The organism is Marinobacterium sp. xm-a-152 (assembly GCF_013282965.1).
GTDB lineage: Bacteria > Pseudomonadota > Gammaproteobacteria > Pseudomonadales > Balneatricaceae > Marinobacterium_E.
Genome location: NZ_WBYI01000004.1, coordinates 12,142 through 34,476, shown reverse-complemented (window position 1 = coordinate 34,476; position 22,335 = coordinate 12,142). Strand labels below are relative to the sequence as shown.

Annotated in this window: 20 protein-coding genes and 1 tRNA gene; 8 read left to right on the top strand and 13 right to left on the bottom strand. The window is 50.3% G+C overall.

What is annotated here, in order from left to right; all coding sequences use genetic code 11:
• Positions 1-16: 16 nt before the first annotated feature.
• Genes mnmC through galU form a run of 4 tightly spaced genes read right to left on the bottom strand, consistent with a single transcriptional unit; the run spans position 17 to position 5,769 of the window.
• A complete protein-coding gene (gene mnmC, locus XMA152_RS04540) occupies positions 17-1,984 on the bottom strand; it encodes a bifunctional tRNA (5-methylaminomethyl-2-thiouridine)(34)-methyltransferase MnmD/FAD-dependent 5-carboxymethylaminomethyl-2-thiouridine(34) oxidoreductase MnmC (protein WP_173482862.1) in 1,968 nt (655 codons plus the stop codon).
• Positions 1,985-1,999: 15 nt separating this feature from the next.
• Entirely contained in the window at positions 2,000-3,265 is a 1,266-nt protein-coding gene (locus XMA152_RS04535) for a UDP-glucose/GDP-mannose dehydrogenase family protein (RefSeq protein WP_173482861.1), read from the bottom strand.
• Entirely contained in the window at positions 3,262-4,881 is a 1,620-nt protein-coding gene (gene pgi, locus XMA152_RS04530) for a glucose-6-phosphate isomerase (RefSeq protein ID WP_173480396.1), read from the bottom strand. The genes XMA152_RS04535 and pgi overlap by 4 nt, the downstream gene beginning before the upstream one ends.
• 9 nt (positions 4,882-4,890) lie before the next feature.
• Positions 4,891-5,769, bottom strand: a complete 879-nt coding sequence (gene galU / locus XMA152_RS04525; protein WP_173482860.1) for a UTP--glucose-1-phosphate uridylyltransferase GalU — start codon at positions 5,767-5,769, stop codon at positions 4,891-4,893.
• Positions 5,770-5,899: 130 nt separating this feature from the next.
• Here galU and XMA152_RS04520 point away from each other — a divergent pair, with 130 nt between their 5' ends.
• A complete protein-coding gene (locus XMA152_RS04520) occupies positions 5,900-7,678 on the top strand; it encodes an O-antigen ligase (protein WP_173482859.1) in 1,779 nt (592 codons plus the stop codon).
• Here the strand turns inward: XMA152_RS04520 and XMA152_RS04515 are convergent.
• From XMA152_RS04515 to tsaD, 9 genes are read right to left on the bottom strand one after another with little or no spacing between them, the layout of a single operon-like run.
• Entirely contained in the window at positions 7,663-8,034 is a 372-nt protein-coding gene (locus XMA152_RS04515; RefSeq protein WP_173480399.1) for a Na+/H+ antiporter subunit G, read from the bottom strand. The two genes, XMA152_RS04520 and XMA152_RS04515, sit on opposite strands and share 16 nt — an antisense overlap.
• A gap of 19 nt (positions 8,035-8,053) precedes the next feature.
• Positions 8,054-8,323, bottom strand: a complete 270-nt coding sequence (locus tag XMA152_RS04510; protein WP_173480400.1) for a K+/H+ antiporter subunit F — start codon at positions 8,321-8,323, stop codon at positions 8,054-8,056.
• Positions 8,317-8,814, bottom strand: coding sequence for a Na+/H+ antiporter subunit E (locus tag XMA152_RS04505; RefSeq protein WP_173482858.1), 498 nt, complete (start codon positions 8,812-8,814; stop codon positions 8,317-8,319). The genes XMA152_RS04510 and XMA152_RS04505 overlap by 7 nt, the downstream gene beginning before the upstream one ends.
• A complete protein-coding gene (locus tag XMA152_RS04500; RefSeq protein WP_173482857.1) occupies positions 8,811-10,322 on the bottom strand; it encodes a monovalent cation/H+ antiporter subunit D in 1,512 nt (503 codons plus the stop codon). Before XMA152_RS04500 ends, XMA152_RS04505 begins: the two co-directional genes overlap by 4 nt.
• A complete protein-coding gene (locus XMA152_RS04495) occupies positions 10,319-10,663 on the bottom strand; it encodes a Na+/H+ antiporter subunit C (RefSeq protein ID WP_173482856.1) in 345 nt (114 codons plus the stop codon). Before XMA152_RS04495 ends, XMA152_RS04500 begins: the two co-directional genes overlap by 4 nt.
• Positions 10,663-13,455 (bottom strand): monovalent cation/H+ antiporter subunit A, encoded by a 2,793-nt coding sequence (locus tag XMA152_RS04490; RefSeq protein ID WP_173482855.1) that lies wholly within the window; start codon positions 13,453-13,455, stop codon positions 10,663-10,665. The genes XMA152_RS04495 and XMA152_RS04490 overlap by 1 nt, the downstream gene beginning before the upstream one ends.
• 43 nt (positions 13,456-13,498) lie before the next feature.
• The gene (gene folK, locus XMA152_RS04485) at positions 13,499-13,978 is read right to left on the bottom strand and encodes a 2-amino-4-hydroxy-6-hydroxymethyldihydropteridine diphosphokinase (RefSeq protein WP_173480405.1); all 480 of its coding nucleotides are present in this window, start codon (positions 13,976-13,978) and stop codon (positions 13,499-13,501) included.
• Entirely contained in the window at positions 13,978-14,334 is a 357-nt protein-coding gene (folB, locus tag XMA152_RS04480; protein WP_173482854.1) for a dihydroneopterin aldolase, read from the bottom strand. Before folB ends, folK begins: the two co-directional genes overlap by 1 nt.
• Entirely contained in the window at positions 14,334-15,383 is a 1,050-nt protein-coding gene (gene tsaD, locus XMA152_RS04475; protein WP_173482853.1) for a tRNA (adenosine(37)-N6)-threonylcarbamoyltransferase complex transferase subunit TsaD, read from the bottom strand. The genes folB and tsaD overlap by 1 nt, the downstream gene beginning before the upstream one ends.
• A 175-nt stretch (positions 15,384-15,558) precedes the next feature.
• Here tsaD and rpsU point away from each other — a divergent pair, with 175 nt between their 5' ends.
• The 7 genes from rpsU (at position 15,559) to XMA152_RS04440 (ending at position 22,315) form a co-directional block, all read left to right on the top strand.
• Positions 15,559-15,774 carry a 30S ribosomal protein S21 gene (rpsU, locus tag XMA152_RS04470; RefSeq protein WP_169451420.1) on the top strand — a complete coding sequence of 72 codons (216 nt, stop codon included), beginning with the start codon at positions 15,559-15,561 and terminating at the stop codon, positions 15,772-15,774.
• A gap of 70 nt (positions 15,775-15,844) precedes the next feature.
• On the top strand, positions 15,845-16,288 hold the full coding sequence (locus tag XMA152_RS04465) for a GatB/YqeY domain-containing protein (protein ID WP_173482852.1): 444 nt from the start codon (positions 15,845-15,847) through the stop codon (positions 16,286-16,288).
• 35 nt (positions 16,289-16,323) lie between these two features.
• The gene (dnaG, locus tag XMA152_RS04460; RefSeq protein ID WP_173482851.1) at positions 16,324-18,240 is read left to right on the top strand and encodes a DNA primase; all 1,917 of its coding nucleotides are present in this window, start codon (positions 16,324-16,326) and stop codon (positions 18,238-18,240) included.
• Between the two features lie 141 nt (positions 18,241-18,381).
• Positions 18,382-20,214, top strand: a complete 1,833-nt coding sequence (gene rpoD, locus XMA152_RS04455) for an RNA polymerase sigma factor RpoD (protein WP_173482850.1) — start codon at positions 18,382-18,384, stop codon at positions 20,212-20,214.
• A gap of 62 nt (positions 20,215-20,276) precedes the next feature.
• Positions 20,277-20,353 (top strand) — tRNA-Ile (locus tag XMA152_RS04450).
• A gap of 175 nt (positions 20,354-20,528) precedes the next feature.
• A complete protein-coding gene (locus XMA152_RS04445) occupies positions 20,529-21,731 on the top strand; it encodes an integrase arm-type DNA-binding domain-containing protein (RefSeq protein ID WP_173482849.1) in 1,203 nt (400 codons plus the stop codon).
• On the top strand, positions 21,728-22,315 hold the full coding sequence (locus XMA152_RS04440) for a hypothetical protein (RefSeq protein WP_173482848.1): 588 nt from the start codon (positions 21,728-21,730) through the stop codon (positions 22,313-22,315). Before XMA152_RS04445 ends, XMA152_RS04440 begins: the two co-directional genes overlap by 4 nt.
• The last annotated feature ends 20 nt before the right edge of the window (positions 22,316-22,335 follow it).

The window sequence follows — 22,335 nt, the reverse complement described above, 5'->3', positions numbered from 1 at the left end:
TTGCTAGCGGTTCGCATTAGCCTTTTGAATGAGCCGTTCGAATCAGATCGCGGATCGCAAATCGCTGTGGCGATAAGATATCAACCAACTCCTGCTCTAAGGGGTAAGGCTGGTGGGTGATTTGCGCGGCAATGATCTCCGCTGCGATAGGGCAAGTGATCAACCCTTTAGATCCATGCCCCACACTGACATAGAGCCCCTCAAGCCAAGGCGCTGTGTCATTGAACTCGGTACTGGCATCGACACTTAAGCGCTGGTACTGCTCAACCAATTTCTCTGTATCACACAAAGCCCCGACCATCGGCAGGTAGTCGCGAGTCCCTGCTCGCTGCGATGCTCGTCCAGAGAGTTCTCTGTTTTGCACCGATTCAGACAGCTCAGGCAGCGCCCGTTCAAGAAGATCTAAGTTGTGTTGGTGCTCTGCCTGTTTCAGATCCTGAGAGGTGTCATTCACCTTAAATGAGGCGCCAAAACAGTACTGTCCATTCAGAGCCGGTGAAATGTACCCCTCACCGCACACCACGGTTTTTAAGTTCGGTGTCTCTTCGGATGAGCACCAGCTGGTCTGGCCACGAATAGGCTTCAGATCAAGCTTCGCTAACCCTGTTAGTAGCTCTGTCTCATACGCACTGCAGATAACCACCTGTGAATAGGCTTCACCGTTGATTAGCCATTGGCTGCCGTCACGCTCAAGGGTTTCAATGGGGCAGTTAAAGTGGCTGCGAATATTGTCATGTTTGAGTAGATAGTCGACCAGTTTAGGAGGCGATGCCCAACCCGCGTCTGGAAAATAGAGTGCCGAATGTTCTGTGACGGTACCTGCCAGATCAGAGGCCTCTTCTGCAGATACCCGTTTAACCAGCGATTCAGGGTAGTTGTTTGCTTCGATCAACTTCTGCTGCAGTGCTTGATCTTTTTCACTGACAGCGAGCTGTAACACGCCACACAGATCAGCATGCAGTTGGTCATTAAGGTTTAATGCCTTGAGTTGATTGACGGTAAACTGCAGGCCGTTGGCGTGGACGCGGGATGCCGCAGTCGGCACCGCCGGTAACTTGGCATAGAGCGCCCCTTGTGGGTTACCGGAGCCGCCCGTTGCGGGTTTCGGTGCCCGTTCATAGAGATCAACCTGTATGCCCCGTTCGGCCAAAGCGTGAGCAACGGTCGCACCGGCAAGCCCAGCGCCGATGATAGCGCAGTTTGAAATATTCTCTTGAGCAGTCGGGCGAGCTAACCATGGCTTAGTCAACGATTGTGAACCGTTGGGCTGATTAAATTGGCCGTGAATCATCTCTCGTTTTCGACCGAATCCGGGAATCTTTTTGATCTCAAAACCCACCGATTGCAGGCCTCGTTTAACGATGCCGGCAGAAGTAAAGGTCGCAAAACTGCTGTTCTCACTGCTCAATCTGGCCAGCTGTTTAAACAGACCTTCGTGCCACATCTCAGGGTTTTTTGACGGAGCGAACCCATCTAAAAACCATGCATCTACTTTAGCGTCGATCTGCGACAGTTGTTGGGCTGCATCGCCGAATAGGAGCCATAACTGAATTCGCCCGTTGTCGAAGCTTAATTGGTGAAACCCAGGTAGAGCAGCAGGCCATAGCCTCACCAGTTGATCAACGCCCTCTGCGAACGGCTCTTTTGCGCCAATGGGTGTCAATGCGCGCTTAAGATCAGCGAGGTGCATTGGGTACTTTTCACAACTGATGAAGTGCAGTGTTTGCTGCGGTTTAGCCGTCGTTAAAAAATGGTGGCGAGCCACTAGGAAGTTAAGCCCGGTGCCAAATCCGGTTTCACCAATGGTGAACATTGGCTTGTCGAGTGATGCTAGTCTCTCTGGAAGCTGATTGGATTGAATGAACACATGCTCAGTCTCGGCGATACCATCTTCAACACTGAAGTAGATATCACCAAACTGAGTCGACTCGGGTTGTTCGTCACGCCAGTTCAGCTGGGCGTGTTCAATCTTTTTATCGGTCACAGCAACCTTTTGAAATTAGGTTTTGGTTAAACAGCTGCGTCCCATACAGTAGTAGGTTATGCCTGCTGATTGGACGCGGTTTGGATCATACAGATTGCGCCCATCAATGATAAGAGGATTCTCCAACTGGGAGGCGATGCGATTGAAGTCGGGTGATGCGTACTCTGGCCAGGCCGTCAGTACCAACAGCGCATCGGCGCCCTCACAGGCGTCGTAGTTATGCGTCATCAGTTGTATCTGCTGGTTGCCTGGATAGCGCGCGGCTAGTGTCTGTAGCGCTTCAGGATCATGGATCTGTAGTTTAGCCCCCTGCGCCAACAGTGCATCGATGACGCGCAGTGCTGGTGAGGTCTCAACGTCGGCCACACCTGGCTTGAATGCAACTCCCCAGATAGCAAAGGTCTTGTTACTTAGGTCACACTGATAGTGTTGCCACAGGGTTCTAAATGGCCACTCTTTATTGACCTCATTCTGCTGCAGTAGGGTGTCGACAAAGACAGAGCCCTTCTGTTCACTGAGCAGTGTTGATAGTCCTTCTAGATATTGGGTGAACTGCTGACCACCAAATCCAGAGCCTGGTTGCAGGTAGTGGCTACCGATACGCACATCGGTCGTCATGCCACGGCGAATCGCATCAATATCGATACCCAGTTGATCGCACAGTCCCGCCATCTCGTTGATGTAGCCTAGACGGAGCGCCAAGATACCGGTGATCGCATACTTAACGAACTCGGCCTCACGGCGTGTCATGCGTTGAATGGCTCTCTGCCCTAGGTGGAAGGGGCGTAACAGGCTTAGCAGTAGATCTGTTGCTACCTCGTGCTCACTGCCGATCAGTAGAGCCTGAGGGTTGGCAAACTGCTGCATCGCTTGGCCTGCTTGCAATACATCGGGGAAGTAGACGACGTACTGCCCTTTGCTCTCATCCAGCATCGACTGCAGCTCATCGCTGGCGCCAACCCCAAAGTTACTCTGGTTAATCAGAAGCAGAGGTTTGTCAGATTCGGCTAAACGCTCGACCAGCGTTTTCGCTTCATCGAAAGCGCTCGACTCCATGGCTATCCAGTGAACATCGGACTCTAGGGCTTTATGAGGGTCGATAATCAGACGCTGATTAAACTCGGCTGCTTGGATGCTGGTCAGAAGTCCTGGCTCAGATCGCAGGTGGCTCTCAATGGGTTCGTTATCGGCGACCGCGTGGTAGATGTCATTACCATAGGCAGCCAATTGCGCACGGGCAATCCATGCGCTGAGTTCGTGTCCCCAAACGCTGATCTTCATTGTCCGTTACCTCGCAAATTTTGAATCTCATTCAGAAGTCCCTCGGTAGCCGGGTCGTACTGATGGTCGGCACTTTGGTTGAGTGCAGTAATTAGATCGTTCGCCACTTTTTTACCCAGCTCAACACCCCACTGGTCAAATGGGTTGATGCCCCAGATAACTGCTTGGACGTAGACCTTGTGTTCATAGAGGGCAATCAGGCTGCCTAAGTTGTAAGGCGTTAGCTCATCCAGCATCAGAACCGTGCTGGGCTGGTTGCCGAAGTAGCGTTGCCAGGCTGGACGCTCAACACCATCGGTCAGCGCTGCATCGCCTAGCGCAAGCACTCGAGCTTGAGCTAAACAGTTGGCCAGCGCCAGTTGGTGCTGCTCTTGCAGTGAGCTCTCACGATCGACGTAGCGGCGTGCAGGGACAATAAAGTCACACATCACACGCTCAGTACCCTGGTGAAGAAGCTGGTAAAACGCATGCTGTGCATTCGGGCCAATTTCACCCCAAAGAATCGGACAGGTACGCTGTGCAATCGAGTTTCCATCAATGCCAACACTCTTGCCGTTACTCTCCATCTCCAACTGCTCTAGATAAGCGGGAAGATGGGCTAATCGACCGTCATACGGCAAGATCGCATGGGCATGAATGTCCTGGAAGTTGATGTTCCAGATACCGATCAGCGCCAGAAGAACCGGAAGGTTATAGGCAAACTCCGCCTCTTCGAAATGTTTGTCCATGCTGTGTGCACCAGCCAGCAGATCACGGAAGCCCTGCATCCCTATGCTGATAGCAATCGGTAGGCCGATCGCGGACCAGAGAGAGTAGCGCCCGCCGGTCCACTCCCAAAACTCAAGCAGTGTCTCTTCAGAAAGGCCCCAAGCGACGGCTTTTTCAGGAGCAGCAGTGACCCCAATAAAGTGCTGCTTGATCAGCAGCTCACGATTTAGACCGCTACGCTCTTGTAGCCAATCCACCGCAGTTGCCGCGTTAGCTAGCGTATCAATGGTGCCAAAGGATTTAGACGACAGAACAAATAGAGTGGTTTCAGAATCCAGCTCGAGCAAAAGATTCGAGAGCTGACTGCCATCCATAGAGGAGACAAAGTGCAAACCGATGTTCAATGACGCTTCTGGTCGGAACTGGTGGGTCGCTTCACACACCATCAACGGCCCAAGATCAGAGCCCCCGACACCGATGTTGACAACGTCGGTGATCGGTTTCCCCGTGTAGCCACGCCACTGCCCCTGATGGATCTGGTCAACAAACTGCTCCATGCGATCCAAGGTTTTGTGAACATCACTGACAACATCTTGGTCATCGACTCGGAGCTGTGCACTTTTAGGAAGACGAAGGGCAGAGTGAAGCGCCGCTCTGTCTTCTGTGTTGTTGACGTGCTCACCTTGTAACAGCGCTTTGATGGCTGACGGAAGCTGCTTCTCGTCGGCCAGAGCAAGTAGCTCATTCATCACCTGAGCATCAATGCGCTGACGACTGAGGTCCATCAACATCCCTTCATGTCGGAACGAGAGTGATTCAAAGCGTTGATCGGTATCGATCAATTCACGAAGATGCTGTGCACTCAGGCGTGCAGCTGATTGTTCCAGTTTCGACCAAGCTTGAGTCATATCGACCTCTTAGAGTTGCTTCTTAGCTAGGAAGTCACGCATCGCATCAGCGGTTTCAGGGTGCTTCAAACCGAATGCAAGGTTAGCTTGTAGAAGACCCGCTTTGTTACCACAGTCATAGACGGTGCCGCGCATGCTGTAGGCCTCCATTGTTGATTCTGACAGTAGCTCAAGCATCGCATCGGTCAGTTGGATTTCGCCGCCGGCACCGGGTTGTGTCGTCTTCAACAGCTCCATCACACGGTTAGGCAGAATGTAACGACCGACAATCGCTTGGTTTGATGGCGCTTGATCGACGGGTGGTTTCTCAACCATGCCATGAATTGGGGCGCCTGTGCCGGCGGTCAACTGTTGGCCGCCGCAATCAACGATACCGTAACGATCCACATGTTCCTGTGGTACGCCCTCTACCATGATCTGGCCAGAACCGTTTTTCTGGTAACGTTTCACCATCTCAGAGAAGTCGCTGGCAAGACCCTCATCGTCAATCACCATATCGGGCAGCATGACTGCAAAGTCCTCTGAACCAATGACGTGGGCAGCACACAACACCGCATGCCCCAAACCTTTTGCACTAGGTTGGCGCACAGAGATGACCTCGATGCCCTTTGGTAGTGAGTTCTCTACCGCATTCAAAAGAGCAGTCTTATTCTTAAGCGCAAGCATCTGCTCTAGCTCGTAGTTGGCATCGAAATGGTTTTCGATCGACTCTTTGCCCGAGCGTGTCACCAAAACAATCTGGCGAAATCCTGCGCGTGCGGCCTCTTCCACGACGTGTTGGATAACCGGTTTATCGACGACGGGCAGCATCTCTTTAGGAATGGCTTTAGAGGCTGGAAGAACTCGAGTACCGAGGCCGGCAACGGGGATGATCACTTTAGAGAGCATTGAATTTCCTTTATCAACAAATCTACTTTGTAGGTATAACTGTCATTATAAGCATAAATGCACGACAATTTTCTTACATGTGCTATTACTTAATAGTCATCAGCTATTTACCCAAACTTACGGAGATTACATGCAACTATTGGGCCAAGATTCAGATGAGAGTCGTGCATCTAAAGTTTTAACGATTCTTTTGAGCCTGCTGTTTCTGGTTGCGCCCTTCTATTACCAAGACAATTTAGGTGGTGAAGGGTTGAATCTACCGTTTAATGCGGTGGTCTGGTTGCCGGTGCTCTTTATCATTGCGGGCGCCATTTTCAAGATTATAGAGTCAGGTGAATGGGTGCGTCCAAACTACCTTTGGTTAATTTTAGCGATGCCGATAGGGCTCTACCTGACGGGATTTGTCTCAGGTATGGATCGCCCCGGCGAGTGGCTGATTCGACTCGGTGTGGTGTTTGGCGGTATCGCGCTCTGGTTCTCTGTGTTGCAGTATCGACTCAGTGAGCAACAGATGAATCAGTTGCTCTATCTGTTATTGGCGTCGATGTTGATTCATGCTCTGGTCGGCCTGGTACAGATGATTTCACACCCACTGTTTAGAGGTTGGGTGCCTATCTCATCGGGCAATCGACTGCTGGGGATGTTCCAGCAACCCAATTTACAAGCCTCATTGATGGCAACGGCGGTGGCGCTAGCGCTTTGGTTAGCGACTACGAAAACCTTCAGTGAACAGCGCTGGCCGCAAAAATCAGCGCTGTTTCTGACGCTGTTTCTAGCGTCACTAGAGGTCGCCGCATCCGGTTCTAGGGTCGGTTTGATCGGTGCTTTGCTGGCACTATTGTTGATTTGCGCAGGGCGCATTAAAGCACTAATCAGTCAGCCGCTACTGGCGATTGCGTTGGCATTCACACTGGGAACCGGAGCTATTGCCGGTTATCAAGCCAATGATGGTGCACTGCAGGCCTACAATAAGATCGAAAAACTGGCAGAGGAGGGTAAGGATGCTCGTCCTCATATCTATCGTATCGCACTGGATGTGTTTGAACGCTCGCCGCTGTTTGGTCACGGCATCGGTAGCTTCCAGTCTGAATTCCAAAAAGAGCGTGTCACCTACTATCAGACAACGGACGCTTCAGCGGTCGATGGAAGTCCTCGATTCTCCCATCCTCATAATGAACTGCTGTTTTGGATGGACGAGGGCGGCTTGGTCGCACTGCTGGCCATTGGTATCGGGGTCTTAGGGGTTGTGTTGCAGTTGATCCGTTTAGGGTGGGGAGAGGGGTTGGCGCTTGCCGCACTGCTATTACCCATCGCTCTGCATACCCAGACAGAGTTACCTTTTTATATTTCAACATACCACTGGATTCTACTGACACTGCTGTTAGCCGTGCTCTTCTCGTACCGCACTCTTATCAAACCGGTCAAACTCTCGCTGGGTGCGACGGCTCTTTTGAAAGGTAGTCCACTATTCATTGTGCCGATTATGGTGCTCTTTTTGGTTCACTCGCTGTTGTCGCAGACCGGAATCATGCAGTACTACAAACATCGCGGCACTGAGCCCACCCATTTGAGGTTCGCGCTCAACAATGTCTACTTTAAAGAGTTGGGTGAGTACTTTGTAATGCGCTCTTCACTCTATGGTGCGATAGAGCATCAAGATCAGAATGCTGTATTGGGCTTTATTGAGTGGGGCGAAGCCTATCTTGAACAGATACCGGATATTCAACTCTATAGAGATGTGGCGATTGCTCGTCAGAATATTGGGGATGAGGAGGGTGCGCTAGCGCTGATTGATCAAGCAAAAGCGATCTACCCTAAGGATCGATCCATCGAAGATACTCACCGTCGATTAGAGGCCGGTGAGCAGTTGGTTACATCGAGCCTAGCCTTGCTTCAATCCGAAGAGTGATTGGGGGCTTCTCGATCCCTAGCTACTTCAATCAGTTCCGCGTTTTTGGTCTTGTCGATCTGTTTTAAGCGCTGATGCATGGCTGTTTTGGCTAACAGGTGCCCTGTCAAAGGGGCGCTGATGAACAGGAACAGCGTGATCAAGAGTTGCTGCACACTTAATGAACCCTGATCGAACAGAGTGAATAGCATTGATGCAATCAAGATCGCACCCATACCGAGGGTGGTCGCTTTTGTAGGCGCGTGCAAACGAGTGTAAACGTCAGGAAGACGAATCAGACCCAGTGAGCCAATCAGAATTAACGATCCTCCTAGCAGTAGTAGCAGAGATAGGATCAGTTCAATCGCAAAATTCATAGTTCTTCTGTCCTATCCCTTACTCAATGATATCGCCGCGCAGAAGGTATTTGCAGAGCGCGGCCGTGCTGACAAAGCCGAGCATGGCGATTAACAGTGCGGCTTCAAAGTTGATGGAGCTGGCTTGCACAATGCCATAGATCAGAATCAAACCAATACTGTTAATGTAGAGCGTATCCAAGCTCAGAATGCGCTCGGGCAACGAGGGGCCTCTGACTAAACTGTAAGTGTTCATGATAAGAGCGATGCTGATCATGACGAGAACGATTTTAAGGCTGATCTCTAACATTGGAATATCTCCTTCAGCGGGGTCTCGTAACGCTGTTTAATCTCATCAATCAACGCTTGCTCGTCGGGAAGATCAAGGGCGTGTATGTAAAGCCACTCTCGATCCTTGCTCACTTCGGCACTCAAGGTTCCAGGCGTCAGTGATATGGTTGAGGCAAGCAGGGTGATCGGTAGATCCCCCGTTAAGTTAAGCGGGTAGGCGATAAAACCAGGTTGCAGTGCTTTGGTTGGCCCTAGAATCAATTTGGCTACCGCAAGATTGGCGACCACGATATCCCACAGTAATACCAGAATGTATCTGATCAGTTTTAGCGGTCTCTTAACCGCCATCTGTTGAGTCTGTAGAGGTTCTGTCAGTAGTGGGATTCCCAAGGCTAGGATCAACCCCAGCACTATTTGCCCGAGCGAGAAACTGTTGTTCATCAGCAACCAGACAATTAACAGAACCAGTGATAAGAACGGCCGTGGTAGCCAAGATCGTACGAAACTCATCGTTGCACTCCTTTAGCCATAATCTGTGTCGGGTCCTGCTCAAACGCCTGTAACTGCTCAACAGTCGCGTCTGTGTACTGGGTGATTGGGCCGGCAAATAAGCTCATCAACGGTGCAGCGCTCAGCAGTATGCCGACCGCAACAAATTTACGAATTGCTGAGGCCTTGCTGCTATCCGGTTTACCGTTGGAGCGCCAAAACAGTGTCGAGCCGGCGCGTGAAAAGGCGACCAGTGCAGCCAAACTGCCGATCAATAACAGCGGCCAAGCCCAGACCAGTGCCGTGCTGCTGTCGATCGACTTCATGATCAAAAACTTACCAATAAAGCCCGACAGTGGTGGCATACCGATCAGAGTTAGAGCTGCAATGAAAAAGAGTATCCCAATGCTCATCGGCTGCGCTAAAGAGCGACCCGCCACGATTCGGTCAAACGAGCGTTCACGCTGCTCAGCGATAATGTCCCCGATTAGGAAGAAAGCTGCGCCCGCTAGCGTAGAGTGAACGGCGTAGTAAAGTGCTGCTGATAGAGAGTTTGCACTGCCAAAACCGACCGCCACCAACAGCGTGCCGACAGACAAAATGACTAGGTGAGCGGCCAGACGTTTCACGCTCGGTGCCGAGATAACTCCCAGAGTGGCCATCACCAGTGTGCCAAGCGCTAAAACCCAGATCCAATCCTGACCTAGATCGGTTAGAGCACCTGCACTATCACCAAAGATCAGGTTTTGAACGCGAATGATCGAGTAAATACCCACCTTGGTCATGATGGCAAAGAGGGATACGACCGGGCCTGGGGCCGATGCGTAGGTTCTTGGTAGCCAAAATTGTAGAGGCAGTAGCGCCGCTTTCAGAGCGAATACCGAGAGCAGCATCATGCCGCCAATTTTGGTCAATTGAATCTCAGACTCATTAAGCTCACGTACTCGCAGCGCCATATCGGCCATGTTAAGGGTGCCGAGCGTGCCGTAGATGATGCCTAGCGCAAACAGAAAGATCGCTGAGCCAACAAGGTTCAAGAAAACATAGTGCACAGCTGCACTGGTTTTGTGTTTTCCGCCACCGTGAATCAGTAGAGAGTAGGAGGCGATCAACAGGATCTCAAAAAAGACGAACAGGTTGAATATATCCCCTGTCAGAAAAGCACCGTTGATCCCCATCGCTTGAAACATCATCAATGGGTAGAAGTAGCGCCCTTGGTTATCGTCCCCTGCGCTGGCATAGAGATTGGCCGACAGCAGTAGAACTGAGGTCAGCAGAACCATCAGGCTCGATAGGCGATCTCCAACTAGCTGGATGCCGAACGGCGCATCCCAGTTACCCAGTGCATAAAGCGTTACATTACCCGCTGATGCTGACATGAGCAGAGCGACTGAGACGATCACCAGAGTGAGCGAACCTACCAGGCTGATGACACGTTGGCGTTCGATGCTTTTCTCAAAAACAGGCAATAACTGCAGCGTGGCTAACAGAAGAGGCAGAATGATGGGCAGAGTGATTAGGTGGTTCATTTCTGCTCCCCACTCTGTTCTGGTAGTCGGCCATCAACATGATCGTTACCTAGGTCGGCACGCGCGCGAATAGCAAGGATGACCGCGAAGGCCGTCATCGCAAAACCGATAACAATAGCGGTGAGAACCAGCGCCTGCGGAACAGGGTCCGGTGTTGCTAGGCCAGATTTCAACACCGCGGCACCATCAATGACGAGTCGACCTGCGGAAAAGATAAACAGGTTCACGGCATAAGAGAGCACCGTTAAGCCAAGTACCACTGGGAAAGTACGACCACGAAGTACTAGAAATACCCCAACAGCGGTGAGTAGGCCAATAATCAAACTGATCAGTAGCTCCATTATTTAGACTCCTCTGGACGTGCGTGGGTGGTTAATGCGCCTAGGTTCCCGAGTATAAGCAGGGTGGATCCAATGACGGTTAGGTAGACCCCTAGATCAAACAGCATGGCACTGGCCAACTCGAACTTTCCGATACCCGGCAAATAGAAGTAATCAAACCACGAGCTCAAGAAGGGGTAGCCAAACAGCCAGCTGCCCATTCCCGTCGCGCCTGCGATGATCAAACCGACAGAGATCAGCCACTGGTAGTTCAGTTTCGAGCGTTCGCGCATGAAATCGACACCGTTGGCGATGTACTGCAGGATCAGTGCTACAGCGGTTACTAGGCCGGCAATAAAGCCACCGCCTGGTAGGTTGTGGCCACGTAAGAAGATGTAAGCCGACACCAAAAGTGCTAAAGGAAGCAGTGCTCTTGAGACGGTCGCAAGCATCATCGGGTGGTGATCGTTGCTCCAAGGTATGCCGTTAAGATCAGCTGATGGCATGAAGAGTTTCATGCGTGCGATCAGTTTGTAGATACCTAAACCGGCAATGCCCAGTACGGTGATCTCGCCAAAGGTATCAAAGCCCCTGAAGTCGACCAGAATCACGTTGACCACATTGGTACCACCACCGCCTATTTTTGAATTGGCGATGAAGAAGTCGGCAATCGAGGTTTGCGGATGCGTCATCATGGCGTAACTAATGGTTGCCATTACACCACCAATCAAGGTTGCCAAACCAAGATCACGTACCACCGATGAGGGGCTAGCGGCTTTTGCAGTGACCTGTGGTAAGAAGAAGAGTGCGAGCATCAACAGTATCACCGTGACCACTTCAACTGAGAGTTGAGTCAGTGCTAGGTCAGGTGCTGAGAAGCGGGCAAAGATAAGCGAGACGATTAAGCCGACGACCGAGACAGCAATCAGTGCGATCATCCGTTTGCGGTGCCAGATCAGCGTCACCAGTGTGGAGACGACCAAAATGATGGTAGCGACGATGCTAATACCATCGACCGGCAGCAGTGGGCGAGCACCCTCTAAATTGATCAGCTTCGTCATTGGAACCGTCGTAAAGAGCGCAACACTCAAGATGAACAGCATGGTGTAGCGTTGCAGCGATCCGTTCTCAAGTGTGCCGTAAATTCTTGTGGCAGCATCCACAATGCGCTTGATGTTTTGATCAAAGATCGCTTTAGCGTCTCGTTCAGGGAATTGCGCCTGAAACTCAAACAACTGCTTACGGGTCGCGTAGACGACAATGCCACCCAACAGTGCAATGAAACTCATCAGCAGTGGGAAGTTAAATCCGTGCCATATGGCCAAGCTGTAGTAGGGCGTCTCGCCTTGCAGCAGAGAGGTTGCAGCGCTGTGTAGAATCTCTGCAACTACCAGACCAGGGGCAATACCCACGACAAAACAGAGTGCGACCAGTATCTCGACCGGAATCTTCATGTAGCGTGGAGGCTCATGCGGTGTCTTAGGAAGATTGATCGGTTCACCGTTAAAGAAGACGTCATGAATGAAGCGCAACGAGTAGGCAACCGAAAAGATACCGGCAACAGTCGCTAGAACAGGCAGAATCCATGAGAGCGCACCCAGTGACCCCTGCTGTAGGGTCTCTGCAAAGAACATCTCTTTGGACAAGAAGCCGTTCAGTAGCGGTACCCCTGCCATGGCCAGTGCCGCGACCATCGCTAGCATTGCTGTGTGAGGCATGTATCTCCACAAGCCGTTCAGCTTGCGCATATCCCGTGAACCCGTCTCATGATCGATGATGCCCGCTGCCATGAACAGTGAGGCTTTAAAGGTCGCGTGGTTAATGATGTGGAAGGTGGCAGCGACCGCCGCAAGCTTCGAGTTTAAACCGAGCAGTAGCGTTATTAGGCCCAAGTGACTGATGGTGGAGTAGGCGAGAAGTCCTTTAAGGTCGTGCTTAAACAGAGCCATGTACGCGCCAACCAGCAAGGTGGCAAGACCGGTCAAGGTGACTATCAAGAACCACATATCGGTACCCGCAAGCGCCGGGTAGAGTCGAGCCATCAAAAAGATGCCCGCTTTCACCATCGTTGCTGAGTGAAGATAAGCGGAGACCGGCGTCGGCGCCGCCATGGCATGGGGCAACCAGAAGTGGAATGGAAACTGTGCGGACTTAGTAAAGGCTCCCAGAAGCACCAGGACTAGAATATAAGGGTAGAGCTCAGAGCCGCGGATTAGATCCCCTTGAGCCAACACATCCGTCAGGTTGTAGCTGCCGACCACCTGGCCGATCAGCAAAATGCCTGCAAACAACGCCAAACCACCCATACCAGTAATGGTCAGTGCCATGCGAGCACCTTTGCGCGCTTCGCTCTTATGATTCCAGAAGCTGATCAGCAAGAAGGAGCTGATGCTGGTTAACTCCCAGAATAGCCAGAGTTGAATCAGGTTCTCTGACAGCACAATGCCCAGCATCGCAGTCATAAAGAGAATCAACATCGCATAGAAGCGCGGCATGTTGTCCTGCTCGGAGAGGTAGTAACGAGCATAGAGGATAACGAGAAGACCGATACCTAAGATCAATAGGGCAAACAGCAGTGCAAACCCATCGAGTCGGAAGGCGAGTTCTAATCCGACTGCTGGAATCCATTCGAATTGCTCAACAAAACGCTCTCCATCGAGTACCGAAGGTGCGTAAGAGATCAGGATAGCCAAAGCCACCGCTGGCAGTGCGGCTGTCGCAAACGCACAGGCCGTTCTCGATACCTTGTTGGCAGAAAGTGATACGAACACCCCAATGAGTGTCAGTAGGGGGATCCAGAACAGGTTTAGCACCGAAGTAGACCTCTGAAATGTAAGGTTTTATCTTGTTTCTGATCTATAAAGAGTGCGGGTAAAGGGATTGATTTTCAAGCAACTGATCCCTTTTTTTATTCCATAATTCAATAAAGGTATAACCAAGCGTTGGGTGTTGCTGGTTTGGGCATAGATCGGCGGCTGGCAGTAACACGTGTGCGTAATTTTCCAGGTCCTTATGTGGCAGGTTGAACTGCTCGGTTTCGACGATCTCTTGGTCAAAGCAGAGCAGGTCGATGTCGAGGGCGCAGTAACGACCGCTCATGCGTCCCTGCTGAATTTCAATCGACTTCAGTGCATCAATCAACGACGCCTTGTCTAGTTCTGTTTCAGCTTTGGTGACCAGATTAAGGTAGTCGGGTTGGGATGGATCGATAGCGGAGCTGCGGTAGCAGGGTGAGTGTTCGATGCTGCTGCAAAAGTGAGTGAGCTGCTCTAGGCCGGCGCGAATGTTGGATTCAGCATGATGGTTGCTACCGACGCCGAGCAGAATGTGGTGCACTAGAAACTTACTCCGCGAGCAATTCGAACGCCGACCAGTTCCGCTTCAGCTACGGCGATCGGTTTGCCGATCTCAAGACGCAGTCCAGGAATATTGAATTGAGCCATTAAGAACTCGGATAGGTTTTCGGCGAGTGTCTCCAGTAGCTCCGCTTTGGCCTCTTGGCAGAACTGAATAACCGCTTCACTGACGGCGGCGTAATTGATAGAGGCCTCTAGATCATTGTTCTTGGCCGCGTCGCTAATATCGTTGGCCATCTCTAAATTGATCACCATAGGCTGAAGTTCTGTCCGTTCATGCGGATAGATGCCAATGATCGCTTCGAATCTAAGATTTTTTATAAAAATTGTGTCCATTATTGCACCTCTCCAACTGAACCAAGGGCAGTTAGTGTCTCCATTGGCCAGCGTGGCTGGGCTGTAATGGCGAGTGGTGATCGCTCCCCAGCCATTAAGCGCTGAGTGCCTGCATAGGCAATCATCGCGCCGTTGTCGGTACAGAACTTGGGGCGGGCGTAGAAGAGTTTAGCGCCCTCTTTTTTGGCCATATCGCCCAATTTTTTACGCAGTTTTTTGTTGGCGCTAACGCCACCTGCGATCACCAGCTCTTTAAAGCCGGTCTGCTGGATCGCACGGCGACACTTAATCGCCAATGTATCGACCACGGCATCTTCAAAGCAGGCCGCAATGTCAGCTGAGGCTTGTTGATCCAGTTCGCCCATTTCGCGCTTTGCTGCTTCGACCGTGTTCAAGGTGAAGGTCTTCAAACCTGAGAAACTAAAATCGAGCCCGGGACGATCGGTCATCGGTCTTGGGAAGGTGTAGCGATCGCTGTTGCCACTTTCGGCAAGTTTGGCGATCAGCGGGCCACCAGGGTAGTCCAACCCCATCATTTTGGCCGCTTTATCAAAGGCTTCGCCGGCGGCATCGTCCAAAGATTCCCCCAGTAGAGAGTATTCGCCGATCCCTTTGACGCTGACGAGCTGGGTGTGGCCACCTGACACTAAAAGCGCGACGAAAGGAAAGCTTGGTGGTGTCTCCTCTAGCATCGGGGCTAGTAGGTGCCCCTCCATGTGGTGGACGCCCACCGCAGGGATGCCCAGAGCTAGAGCCAATGCTCGACCAGTAGAGGCGCCCACCATCAGGGCGCCAATCAGTCCAGGTCCAGCTGTGTAAGCAATGGCATCAATAGAGTGCAGCGTACACTCAGCCTCTTTGCAGACTTCTCTAATCAGTGGGATTAGCTTGCGCACGTGATCTCGCGAGGCGAGTTCTGGTACGACGCCACCATACTCAGCGTGCATCTCTACTTGCGAGTAGAGCGCGTCACCTAAAAGGCCGCGTTCGCTGTCATAGAGCGCTACGCCGGTTTCATCACAGGAGGTTTCAATACCGAGTACAAGCATTCAGAGCTGGCCTTAATCAGTGCTATTAATGGTGCCTCATATTATTCAGAAATCTGGCTAGTTAGTGAAGCGTTAAATTGCTTTACATCAGCTGTGGTGCTCTGTATTATTTGGCGCCCTCGGAAAATTACGTCCGAGGTTAATTTAAACCAAACTTGAAAGGTAATTGGAAAACATGCCAGCCGTTAAAGTTAAAGATAACGAGCCATTTGACGTTGCACTACGTCGTTTCAAACGTTCTTGCGAAAAAGCAGGTATCCTAGCTGAAGTTCGTAAACGTGAAGCGTACGAAAAGCCAACAACTGCTCGTAAGCGTGCAGCTGCAGCAGCAGTTAAGCGTCACGCTAAAAAGCTTCAGCGTGAAAACGCTCGTCGCGTTCGCCTTTACTAATTAAGTAAAGACGCAGACTAGATTCCTTGTGGTCGAGTCTTTGTAGTAAACGATAGATTAGGTTATTGAGATGTCTTCATTGAAGAGTCAGATTACTGATGAAATGAAGGTTGCAATGCGCGCTAAAGATAAAGTGCGTCTTGGAACGATCCGATTGATGCTGGCTGAGTTAAAGCGCATCGAAGTGGATGAGCGCATCGAACTTGATGATGATCGCGTGCTCGCGGTGCTAGACAAGATGGTCAAGCAGCGCAAAGACTCGATTGCCCAGTATCAGGCGGCTGAGCGTCCTGAACTGGCGGAAAAGGAGCAGCAAGAGACGGAGGTGATTAAAACTTTCTTGCCGCAGCCTCTCAGTGATGTAGAGATCGATGCAATTATCGATGCAGCAATTGCTGCAACCGATGCTTCCGGCATGCAGGCGATGGGCCAAGTAATGGCCATCATCAAGCCGCAACTTCAAGGTCGTGCCGACATTGGAGCCGTTTCAGGTAAGGTCAAAGCGAAACTCTGATAGAGTGTTCGCTGGAACAGACAGCGAGCAGTTGAATGTCAGGAAGAATTCCGCAGCACTTCATAGATGACCTTTTAGCGCGAGTAAACATCGTTGATGTGATCGATTCGCGCATCAAGCTTAAGCGTGCCGGTAAAAACTACTCCGCACTCTGCCCATTCCATAAAGAGAAATCCCCGTCGTTTTCAGTCAGTCCTGATAAGCAGTTCTACTACTGTTTTGGTTGTGGTGCTGGCGGCAATGCGCTCGGTTTTGTTATGGAGTATGAGAAGCTCAACTTTCCTGAAGCGATTGAAGAGTTAGCGCGTACCGTTGGTGTGGATGTGCCGCGTGAGCATGATCGTCAGCGCGATGTGGCTTATGAGAAACAGGTCAAGAAACAGTTCGATCTGCTCGAGAGTGCTAACGCCTTTTACCAACAGCAGTTGCGCAATCACAGCGACAAAGCCAAAGCAGTAGCCTATCTGAAAGAGCGTGGCCTAAGTGGTCAGATCGCTGCGCGTTTTCAATTGGGTTATGCCCCTCCGGGTTGGGATAATCTGCAGAAACACATTGCCAAAGAGACTGAGGACGCCGATTCGCTGCTGCTAAAGTCCGGCTTGATGGTCGAGAACGAAGAGCGCGGCCGTCGTTACGACCGTTTTCGTGACCGTATTATGTTCCCTATTCGTGATATGCGTGGTCGCACGATCGGTTTTGGTGGACGTGTATTAACGGACGAAAAACCGAAATACCTCAACTCCCCAGAGACCGATACCTTCCATAAGGGTAAAGAGCTTTATGGCCTCTATGAGGCGCGTCAGCATACCGGCTCATTAGAGCGTCTGCTGATCGTGGAAGGCTACATGGATGTGGTGAGTTTGGCGCAGCACGGTTTAACCTGGTCGGTGGCTACCTTGGGTACAGCAACCACTGAAGCGCACCTCGAGCGTATCTTTAAGATAGTGACTGAAATGATCTTCTGTTTTGATGGGGATGCTGCAGGGCGTCAAGCGGCCAAGCGTGCGTTGGATACCTGTGTTCCGGTCATGAAAGATGGCCTAACAGCCCGTTTTCTCTTCTTACCGGATGGTGAAGATCCCGACACACTGGTACGCAGTGAGGGCCTGGATGCCTTTACGGCACGAGTTGATGAGTCTCTCCCGTTCAGTGAGTATTTCTTTAAAGCGTTGAGTGACAATATCGATCTCACCTCGATGGATGGTCGAGCTCGCTTTTCGACTCAAGCACTGCCAAAAATTCGTAGCATGCAGACCTCAGTGCTGCAGCAGATGATGTTGGATCGGGTTGCCGAGATGACCGGCTTAACAATAGAACAGTTGGATACTATCGCTAACCTGCACTCCAAAGTGGAGACGATCGCGCCTGAGCCTGCCGCTCGACCCAAACCCTCGTATAAGCCAGAGTCGATGCCGGATTATGACTCGGGTGAGTATCAGCATCCGCGCTATTTCGAATCGGAGCCGAGCTACTCAGATTCTTACTCCTCTCAGACTTCACAAGCTTCAGGGCCGGTGAGATCGGGTATCAGTACTAAGATCAACTTGGTTAACTCTGCGATCTCGATACTGCTGCACCGTCCTGACTTGGCGCATCAGGTGGTTCAAGCGACCGAATTGGAAGGGCTCTACGTCGAGAATATATCGCTGCTTAGGCAGTTGCTCGGCTACCTGCAGACCACTCCCGATGCGAGCCTAGGTACGCTGCTGTTGGATTGGCAGCGTGACCCAGAAATGGCGCCTAATCTGTTGATGCTTAATGAGATCTCACAGGTCGATCCAGTGCTCGATAATGTCGATGCCAAGGTGTTGCTGGATGATGCCATGGGGCGCTTATTATCACGTAAATACGAGCACGAATTGGCTGAATTGACACGTCTCTCGCGTGAGCGACCACTGACTAACGAAGAGAAACAACAGCTGGCGCAACTCTTGGCACGTAAGGCCTTGTAAACCCTTCTTTCTGTCCCCACTTATAAACTATTAATAACCCTGCCGTTAATCCGTCTTTAACTGGCAGAGGTTGAACTTTTTAGCTATACTTCGGCGCTTGCAATTTTTGCGCGCCCAACGTGGCTAGACACAGGATTTTAAATGTCTGACAACACTGAACAGCAGCAATCACGCCTTAAGGAACTTATCGCTAAAGGTAAGGAACAGGGCTATTTGACCTACGCTGAGGTGAACGATCACCTCCCTGAAGATATCGCCGATCCCGATCAGGTAGAAGATATCATCCGCATGATCAATGACATGGGTATCTCCGTGTCTGAAGTTGCGCCGGATGCTGAAACGCTTCTTATGACCGACGGTGATGCAGGTGACGATACTGACGAAGAGGCGGTTGCCGCTCTTGCTGCAGTGGAGTCGGATGCCGGTCGTACTACCGATCCCGTGCGCATGTACATGCGTGAGATGGGTACCGTTGAGCTGCTGACTCGTGAAGGCGAGATCGAAATTGCGAAACGTATTGAAGAGGGTATCCGTGGTGTCATGGGGGCGCTTGCTCAGTTCCCAGGCAGTGTTGCCTTGGTGCTTGATGCCTACAAAACGACCGTTGAAGAGGAGGGTCGTTTAAGCGATTTGTTCAGCGGTTACATCGATCCTGATGCTGAAATCGCCAATAACAATCCTATTCCTGAAGAGGAGGAGGTTGAAGACGCAGACGATGATTCGGATGACGACGACAGCAACGATGATGATTCAGAAAAGGATCGTGGTCCAGACCCAGAAGAGGCGGCTGAACGTTTCGGTGCCATCGAAGAGGCTCTGGCTAAACTGATTAAAGCAGAGAGCAAAGGTCGTGATTCATCAGCATTTGGTGCAGCCCTTGAAGAGCTAGCACTGGTGTTTGCTCCCGTTAAACTGTCTCCACGCTACTACGATATGTTGGTTAGCCGTGTTCGTGGCTACATCGATCGTATCCGTACACAAGAGCGCAACATCATGCGTATGTGTACTCAGAAGTGCCGTATGCCGCGTGATCAGTTCATTAAAACCTTCCCAGGTAATGAAACTAATCCTGATTACTTCGATGATCTTGTTAAAGCGGGTAAACCCTACTCTGACGCCATCTCAGCAAGCCTAGATGATCTTAAACGTGCACAGCGTCGTCTGGTTGCCGTTGAAGAGGAGCTGAACATTGATCTCACCGAGATCAAAGAGGTTAACCGTCAACTCTCGATCGGCGAAGCACGTTCACGTCGTGCTAAGAAAGAGATGGTTGAAGCCAACTTACGTCTGGTTATCTCGATCGCTAAGAAGTACACCAACCGTGGCCTGCAGTTCTTGGATCTGATCCAAGAGGGTAACATCGGTCTGATGAAAGCGGTTGATAAGTTCGAATACCGTCGCGGTTACAAGTTCTCGACCTATGCGACCTGGTGGATTCGTCAGGCGATTACTCGTTCGATTGCCGACCAAGCACGTACTATCCGTATTCCAGTTCACATGATCGAAACGATCAACAAACTGAACCGTATCTCACGTCAAATGCTGCAAGAGTTTGGTCGAGAAGCGACACCGGAAGAGCTAGCAGAACGTATGGAGATGCCGGAAGATAAGATCCGTAAAGTTTTGAAGATCGCTAAAGAGCCGATTTCGATGGAGACACCAATCGGTGACGACGAAGATTCGAGTCTTGGTGATTTTATTGAAGATACAACGATGCACTCTCCTGTTGATTCGGCGACAGGTGAAGGTTTACGTGAGTCGACGCGTGCTGTCTTGGCGGGTCTAACTGCTCGTGAAGCAAAAGTACTTCGTATGCGCTTTGGTATCGATATGAATACTGACCACACTCTAGAAGAGGTTGGTAAGCAGTTCGACGTAACGCGTGAGCGTATTCGTCAGATCGAAGCGAAAGCACTGCGCAAGCTTCGTCACCCAAGTCGTTCCGATCACTTACGCGGTTTCATCGACGAATAAATCTTTGATTTATAAGTTATTGCGCCCATAAAGCCCGCTAGGTATTATGGGCGCGCTTCTTAGGGCCCATAGCTCAGTTGGTTAGAGCGCTCGACTCATAATCGATCGGTCGCAGGTTCAAGTCCTGCTGGGCCCACCATCTCACAATCCGATGTAATCCAATATTGTCCTAGAGCTCGCATTATGCGGGCTTTTTTGTTTATAGTGCGTCCATGTTAGTCCAATAAAATGTAAACAAAGCCTAAAATTATTACGGTATAAATTACGGTATGTAAGGGTTGTTCATAATTCATGTACCGTAAATTGGAGTGGATATGGGTAAGTTAACAGCCATAGCGATCAAAACGGCCAAGCCGAAAGATAAAAGTTACAAGTTATCAGATGGAGGCTCCCTTTATCTCCTAGTAACTCAAGTAGGGCAGAAATATTGGCGGTACGACTATAGCTTCAATGGTAAACGTAAGACCCTAGCTTTAGGCGTCTATCCAGAGGTGTCTCTACTTCAAGCTAGGGAAGCTCATTTAGAGGCAAAGCATCTTCTAAAATATGGTGAAGACCCTCTTCATAATAGAAAAGTGGAAAATCTCTCAAAGGCAGTTGCATCTTCTAATACCTTTGCCTCCATCTCTGCTGAATGGTTTCAGCACCACATGTCTGATAAGTCTATAGATCACGGAAAAAGAACCCAGAGATTACTTGATCGAGACATCCTTCCAGTCATTGGGTCGTCCAGAATTGACGCTATAAATGCAATCGAGCTACTAAGCCTTTTGAGAGTGGTTGAAACTCGATCAATTGACTTGGCTCACAGAGCGAAACAAACCATTAGCCAGATTTTTAAATACGCAATCTTAACGGGTAGAGCCCAGTTGGATCCATGCTCAGTATTATCCGGAGTTTTAAAGCAAGCGCCAGTTACTCACCGGGCAGCAATAACAGACCCCAAGCGTTTAGGGCAGTTGCTGCTCTCTATTGATCACTATTGGGGTTCTCCATCTGTTCAAGCGGCCTTGAAATTGTCACCTATGTTGTTTCAACGTCCTGGTGAAATGCGGATGATGGAATGGTCTGAGATTAATTGGCAGGCATCACGATGGGAAATCCCTGCATCAAAGATGAAGTTGCGTCACCCTCATATAGTTCCGCTTCCATCTCAGGCTCAAAAGGTACTCAGAGATTTGCACCCAATTACTGGGAATGGATCTTTTGTGTTTCCGAGCGCAAGAGGGCGATCTAGGCCATTGAGTGAGAACGGAGTTAGAACAGCATTGAGATCCATGGGTTTTGAAAACCATGAAGTTACCCCGCATGGGTTTAGAGCAACAGCGAGAACCCTTCTAGATGAGGTTTTAAGATTCCGTTTGGATCTAATCGAAGCACAATTATCACATACAGTGAGAGACTCTAATGGTCGAGCCTACAACAGGACCTCATATATAGAGGAGCGAACCGAAATGATGCAGGTTTGGGCAGATTATTTAGATGGGTTGAAGGCTTCAGCTAAGGAGTCTTTATGAAAGACATTAAGAATCTAAGTGACTGCAATAGTTGGGACTATGTTAGAACCCTTCGACATGATCTTCTGAACGATGAAAAAACGTTTTCAGTAATGGAGCCGATTTGGGAATTAATCCTTCTTCAACAAACTCATTTCTGCAGTATGGTGGAAGAAAGGTCAATTCAGTTAGAGGATGATTTTCGTAGCGATGAAAAGTTTGCCGATAACCCGTTATTAGCTTTTATGAAATGTGTTGAAAGATGTCAGTACCCACCTCCTGAAATAATTATAGCTATCAACGATTGCTTTAGACTCTATTTCGCGGGTGGTGGGAAAATTGAGTTGGAGGAAATATTTTTCGCTAACAGACGCATACCTAAGCTAGGTAATAACTCTGCTCAGATTGCTAAACATGATAAACACAATCTTTTTCAAACACTCTGCAAGATGGAGAGCCATAAACCTAAGGATAAGCGAAAGAGTATGGTGGTTCTGGCTGAAGAGTATCTAGGCAAACGTGGATTGGCAGATAAGGACCCCGAGTCGTTCTTAAGACAACATAGGGCATGGCTAGAAGACCAGAGATCAAGTGAACAGAACTAGCGGAAAAATAATCTTTTATT